General features: G+C 60.2%; 6 protein-coding genes. 4 read left to right on the plus strand and 2 right to left on the minus strand.

Annotated features, from left to right (window positions below):
* Positions 1-153: 153 nt before the first annotated feature.
* Positions 154-519 (minus strand): hypothetical protein, encoded by a 366-nt coding sequence (locus tag AB3X89_RS38700; RefSeq protein ID WP_368587872.1) that lies wholly within the window; start codon positions 517-519, stop codon positions 154-156.
* A 143-nt stretch (positions 520-662) separates the two neighbouring features.
* Here AB3X89_RS38700 and AB3X89_RS38705 point away from each other — a divergent pair, with 143 nt between their 5' ends.
* The 4 genes from AB3X89_RS38705 (at position 663) to AB3X89_RS38720 (ending at position 5,391) form a co-directional block, all read left to right on the plus strand.
* Positions 663-1,280 carry a hypothetical protein gene (locus AB3X89_RS38705; RefSeq protein WP_368587873.1) on the plus strand — a complete coding sequence of 206 codons (618 nt, stop codon included), beginning with the start codon at positions 663-665 and terminating at the stop codon, positions 1,278-1,280.
* Positions 1,281-1,610: 330 nt separating this feature from the next.
* Complete coding sequence (locus AB3X89_RS38710; protein WP_368587874.1) at positions 1,611-2,519, plus strand: DUF72 domain-containing protein; 909 nt, start codon at positions 1,611-1,613, stop codon at positions 2,517-2,519.
* Between the two features lie 178 nt (positions 2,520-2,697).
* Positions 2,698-2,928 (plus strand): hypothetical protein, encoded by a 231-nt coding sequence (locus AB3X89_RS38715; RefSeq protein WP_368587875.1) that lies wholly within the window; start codon positions 2,698-2,700, stop codon positions 2,926-2,928.
* Positions 2,929-3,690: 762 nt separating this feature from the next.
* A complete protein-coding gene (locus AB3X89_RS38720; protein WP_368587876.1) occupies positions 3,691-5,391 on the plus strand; it encodes a hypothetical protein in 1,701 nt (566 codons plus the stop codon).
* Here the strand turns inward: AB3X89_RS38720 and AB3X89_RS38725 are convergent.
* Positions 5,357-5,561: hypothetical protein (locus AB3X89_RS38725; RefSeq protein WP_368587877.1), on the minus strand; the 205-nt coding region annotated here is incomplete at its 5' end. The genes AB3X89_RS38720 and AB3X89_RS38725 overlap by 35 nt on opposite strands.

A 5,561-nucleotide genomic window follows, 5' to 3' on the forward strand; every position in this document is an offset into this window, starting at 1 on the left:
GCCCGTTTGCCGCGCAATCTCGCGTACCGCCGTTCCCCGTCTTGCCAATACCTTGATTTCCACTGCTTGCTCCTGAGTCAGCATCGGCGGCAAAAAGCCGCCATCCTCTCCCAGGTGGGTCAGGTTTTCGTCCGCACCCCCGGTGGGTCAGTTTTACATTGGCGCTAACACACAGCAGGCGCACGCATGCTCGGAATCGTGGGCATTCACTTCTTCATCGTCCTCACTGAGCTCGTGTAGGGCATTCGATTCACCATCGGACCATGCGGCGGGTATGGCATCCGTCGCCTTCAACCCGTAATCCACCGGACACTCAATGACGTCATCGATCTCTTCGTTGATCAGTTCGCGCACGTATGCGTCCTCGTCTGGCCTGAACCGGCGCCATGCGCGATCGACGAAGTGGTGAAGCATCACGACGTCTCGCGTTTCAATTCGAATGGCTATGCGGATTTTCAAAAATGGGTCGCTCGCCCAAGGGGACACCCACCGACCAATTAGAAACTTCGTGCCCATCATTCGCATCCAGCATTTGATTGAGCCAGTCTACGGCGTTCCGGGGCGAGTCAAGTCCGGCCAGATTCTTGGAGTGTGGTAGATTTTCGCGCATATCGTCACACGAATCACTGCTGCTTGGCCTGACCACTCCCAAACCAACACAAATGCTCAAGTCTTCGTTAATCTGCGCGGCGGCTGCCCTCGCTCTTGTCAGCCTCGCTGCGTGCTCTAGCAAGGCGACGCCCAATGAAGAAAACTTCACGGCGGCCGTCAATCAACGAATGGCCTTGCATCCAATGAAATGTCTGCCTCCCGTCTCATGGCCGACGACAGCGGACCCGAGCGACGCCGGCAACGTGATGGGCTTCTATGACAAGGCCGTCGCGCTGGCGAAGGCTGGCCTCATCAGCCGACGCGACATCGCCAATTACTCGACCAACAACCAGAAGAGGGCGGTATTCTCGTTGACGGACGAAGGGCGCAAGCAGCTGGTGCATTACAACAGCCAGCCTCCGCCTGCGCCTGGCGAAGAATCGGGGCGTTTCTGCTACGGCCATGTGAAGCTGGCGAAGGTCGTCAAGTGGGACGAACCGGTCTCGATCACCGGCGCCCCGACCGAGACTGTCGTGATGTACTCCTACGAAATGACCGACGTGCCGCAATGGGCCCACGTTGCAGAACTGCAGACCGCGTACCCCGAGATGGGCTCGGACCTGGCAGGACACGGTGAGGGACGGTTGCTCGTCAGGCTGGTCAACGGCGAGTGGCGTCCTCGATGGTAAATTGCCGTGGCCGTGTGAAAGCACGCGCTGCGTGCGCTTGCGCTTCGCATGGATGGTGTCGGGTTGCGCCTCGTCAGTTCGTTGTAGTCAGCGCGGACACGGCGGCCTGCTGCGATCGGCCATGCGGCGACGCCCTTCGGTAGCAGGGCGCGACCAGCGCAATGCGTGTGCCGCCAGCAGTCGTTCTTTCGCTGCGTGAGCTTCATCGTTGGCAGTGAGCACGGCGCGTCTGCCGAACGACGCGGCGCAACATCCGGACAGAAGTCGAGCCGCGAGGCTGGTGCCGGCCTGTCGTTACAATGAACGCAAAGCCCTCGCACGGAGAGATTGATGACCATCCGGATCGGCACTGCTTCCTGGACGGATCCGACGCTGATCGCAAGCAAGAGGTTCTATCCGCCCGGCTGTACGAGCGCCGAAGCCCGTCTGCGCTTCTATGCCACACAGTTTCCCCTGGTCGAAGTGGACTCGAGCTACTACGCGATGCCGAGCGCGGCGAACTCCGTGCTGTGGGCCGAGCGCACGCCCGGGCATTTCGTCTTCAACATCAAGGCGTTTCGCCTCTTTACGGGACATCAGACAGACCGAACCAGGCTCCCCAAGGACATCCAGGCCGCGCTGCCGCCCAGCGACAAGAAAAACCTGTACTACAAGGACACGCCGGGCGAAGTTCTTCGAGAGCTGTGGCGACGATACATCGAGGCGATCGAGCCGCTGCGGAAAGCAGGTAAGCTTGGCGCCGTGCATTTCCAGTTCGCACCCTGGGTCACGAACAACGCCGACGGGCGCGCACACGTTGAGCATTGCGCCGACGTGATGGAAGGCTTCACGCTCGCTGCTGAATTCCGCCACAAGTCCTGGTTCTCCGGAAAGGCGCGCGAGGCGACGCTCGCGATGGAGTGCGATCGCAGTTTCGTCAACGTCGTTGTCGACGAACCGAACACGACGGCCAATTCGATCCCCAGCGTGCGGGAGGTCACAAACCCGAGTCTTGCGCTCATCCGGCTGCACGGCCGCAATCATGAAACGTGGAACATCAAGGATGCGCCGGCGGCCTCGTCACGCTTTAACTACGACTACAACGACGAGGAACTGGGCAGTTTGGCCGAGCAGATCATCGAGATTGCGAAACTGGTCGAGCGCACGCACGTCGTGTTCAACAATAACTGGGAGGACCAGGGTCAGCGAAACGCGAAGACCTTGATGCAGATGCTCGGCGGCAACGCGATTCAGCCTTGAACGCCATCAGGCAGCAATCGGCCGAGGGCGTGTGAAAACCCGTTCTGCCTCAGGCCTTCTTAAAAGTCGACCCTTCAGATCGCCCCGTAACGGGCTGGTGGCGACTCGGGAAGGGTAAAGCGACATCCGAAAACCGAGTACTTTTGTGTTTTCACACGCCCTCGGCCAGAAGCGGTCAATGACCGCGTTGATCTGTCGGACCCTTCAACGCGACATAACGGTCATTGGTGCCGGTGTGATCGGCAAGTTGCAACGGGGCTTCGCGCGTGAAATGCTCGGTTTGGGGGAGTCGCCAATTCGACCGCGCTTTCGAAATCAGAGAACACTCCAGAGAACTGAGACGGCATTCGATCGGCTACTGATGCTGCATCCGGCTGAATCGAGCCCATTGGGATTCGTGAAAAAATGATGAGAAGGTAGTGGTTGGGTTGCCAGCTCTACATACCTCACGAACGATGGTGCCCTGTGCATTGCAGGTGCAATGTACGCGGGGATCGCCGCAACGCGTGAGGCTTGTACTGCGGCATGCAGCTCATTCACGATTACGACGGCCGTCGCACCATATGCTTGGGCTTTCGACGCAGTTGGATTTCGGCAACCCTTGCAATTTGCTTCGACTAACATATCCTTTCTCTAGCGTCCGGTGCGTACTGGGCCGCGGTAGCGTGCGGCTAGGACGCCGCGTTTGTCCTGTCACACCTGCCACTGTTGCTAGTTTCGTAACTCCGTTATCAAACCGGCAACGCGGAAAAGGAAAATGCCATGTCCCTGTCTGAAGCGCCACTCCGTCGATGACAATCGGACCCGAAAGCGGACCGAACACGGCGGACCTTTTTCGTCCCGAATGCCGAGCAGCGCAACGTTAGCAGCTGAACCAAATCGGCTCCCCTGGCCGAGGAGGCCGAGCGCTCACCCCAGGAATAAGCCGCATTGCTAGCAACCGAAAAAAGTCAAGGCGATGACATGTAGTATTCCTAAATTCGTCAATAACATTGGCTTAAGTTGCGATCTAATTGACAATGTTATCCAATGTTTTTTGGAAATAACAAAATGTACGGAGGCAAAAGGGCGTTGGACCTCCTATAACTTCATATCGCGATCGGCGCCCGGGTCGGTGTGCAGGAATTCGCAATTTGCGTGTGTCAGCGGGAGTGGAATTTAGCGGTGCCGAATGCAAGCTCATTTTGCAACTAGTATGGGCTCGATCGCCGTTTCATTTGTAAGCGTAGAGCCGGAAGCCAAGCTGAAACGTTATTTAGCCGAGGATGCGATGATCGATTATTTCGGCCACCTGGCCGTGCTGGACGAGTTGCACGCGCTGCTGAAGCAAACCAGCTATAGCAATCCGGCCGAGCAAAAAGAGCAGGCACGCACGCTGCATGTGCTCCAACTGGACGGCGACCTGGCCGCGCTGGGTGCGGTCACTGATCATCTGCTGACCCACGCCGCCAGCAACAATACTGAGCTGGACATGCTGCAGACCGCAGCCGACCTGTGGCGCGAAGGACTTCAGGTGTATGCCGATGTCGGCACCGCGCGCGCTGCGCTGGAATCGTCGTTGACCGATCCGGGTGCGCCAGACGCCGTCGCGAAGTTTAACCAAGCCAACGCGCTACTCGCCGGACTGGAACATCGCGTCACGCAGGTGATCACCGCCGCCCAGGCCTTGCCCGCGCAAATGTCGCCGCCACGCTACCTGACCCGCCACCCGCGCCAGGATGATAAAAAAATAGCTGACTGGGACTGGGGCGATTTGTTCCTGGCCCGCCGCACCGACGCCTTCGTGCGAAACATCACGACGAAGGCCGGTAAGGCCAGCGGCGCGCGCGCCTTTGCCTTTGGCGTGCTGGCCGGTTACAGCGGCAACGTGGTTGGCAGCAGTTGGCAATCGCGCACCGTCGGCGGTCCGCGCCGCGCCCATCCCTATCGTGGCCGCCTGGCCAAGTACGCCGGCGGAGCCTGGCTGCGCGATCACCGCCCCGGCCTGCCGACGCTGAGCAAGCTGGCGCATCAACTGCGCTGGGGCGCGCCAAGCCTGCCACCACAATTGCCGCCATCGATCGCGGAATTGCTGAATGACAGCCTTGCCGCTACCTACGATCCGAAAATAGCGCCACCGCTTCCGGACCTGCAGACGGGCTACAGCAAGCTGCTGCGCCATCTGGAACTGCTGGCCGTCTTCGATCTGCCCGCGGTTCCCGCGCCGCTGAGCTTTGCTTTGGAGAAACGCAAGGCCGCTAATCCAGATGCCTTTCCACCGGTGGACACCGGCGTCAAACCGGCCAGCAATGGAGGCTCGCCGCCGGGCGCTGGTCCGTCCAATTCCGACAGCGAGGAAACCAAGAGCAAGACCTGCTGGAGTTATCTCGCGATGGCGCTGATCTTCGTCGGCATTGTGATACTGTGTATTGTCACGGGCGGCACGGTGTGCGGAAGCAAGAGCCCGCCCAAAGATCCCAGCTTTCCCGATCCTCAGCCCGGCACCAATGGCCAAGCGCTGACGGCGTTTGCCGCCACCGACCAGGCGGTCCACATCTGCGACGTGCTGCAGCAATTGCAGCAATGCTTGTGGCAGGGCTTTTCCAATGCGGCCGATTATCTGGCCGTGTTCGGCATCATCTATCCGAACGAACTGCAACTGGCCCAGCCGGTGCATGCGCAATTCACTACAGCGCCGCCGGCGTCCGCCTACCCGCAGCGCTGCCGCCCAGCCCAATGCCGGTTACGAAACGCAGCCCACGACGCCGATCGAACACAGCGCCGGCGGCCTGCCGCCGTATGCCGCCCAGACGACACCAGCGAACCATGTGCCGGCTGCCGCGCGCGCCGCGCTCGCATTATGGCAACAGCTGGCGTCCGGCGATTTCGATAGCGCCAACCTCGATATGGACGCTGACCGCGATGCCGGCCACCACTGCTGGGATACTCAGTCCAAAATACGCCTCGAACGTCGGACCGATCTGACCCGTGCTGGGATTGGCCGAGCTGCCTTGGCGTTGACCTGTCGATCGGGCTCCGGCGTTCCCCGAGCGTTGCCGGGCC

It is taken from the genome of Paraburkholderia sp. BR14320 (assembly GCF_040948665.1).
Taxonomy (GTDB): domain Bacteria; phylum Pseudomonadota; class Gammaproteobacteria; order Burkholderiales; family Burkholderiaceae; genus Paraburkholderia; species Paraburkholderia youngii.

Excerpts from the sequence above, each read along its gene's own strand:
- AB3X89_RS38700 (WP_368587872.1), bottom strand. The coding sequence starts at position 519 with ATGATGGGCACGAAGTTTCTAATTGGTCGGTGGGTGTCCCCTTGGGCG.
- AB3X89_RS38705 (WP_368587873.1), top strand. The coding sequence starts at position 663 with ATGCTCAAGTCTTCGTTAATCTGCGCGGCGGCTGCCCTCGCTCTTGTC.
- AB3X89_RS38710 (WP_368587874.1), top strand. The coding sequence starts at position 1,611 with ATGACCATCCGGATCGGCACTGCTTCCTGGACGGATCCGACGCTGATC.
- AB3X89_RS38715 (WP_368587875.1), top strand. The coding sequence starts at position 2,698 with ATGACCGCGTTGATCTGTCGGACCCTTCAACGCGACATAACGGTCATT.
- AB3X89_RS38720 (WP_368587876.1), top strand. The coding sequence starts at position 3,691 with ATGCAAGCTCATTTTGCAACTAGTATGGGCTCGATCGCCGTTTCATTT.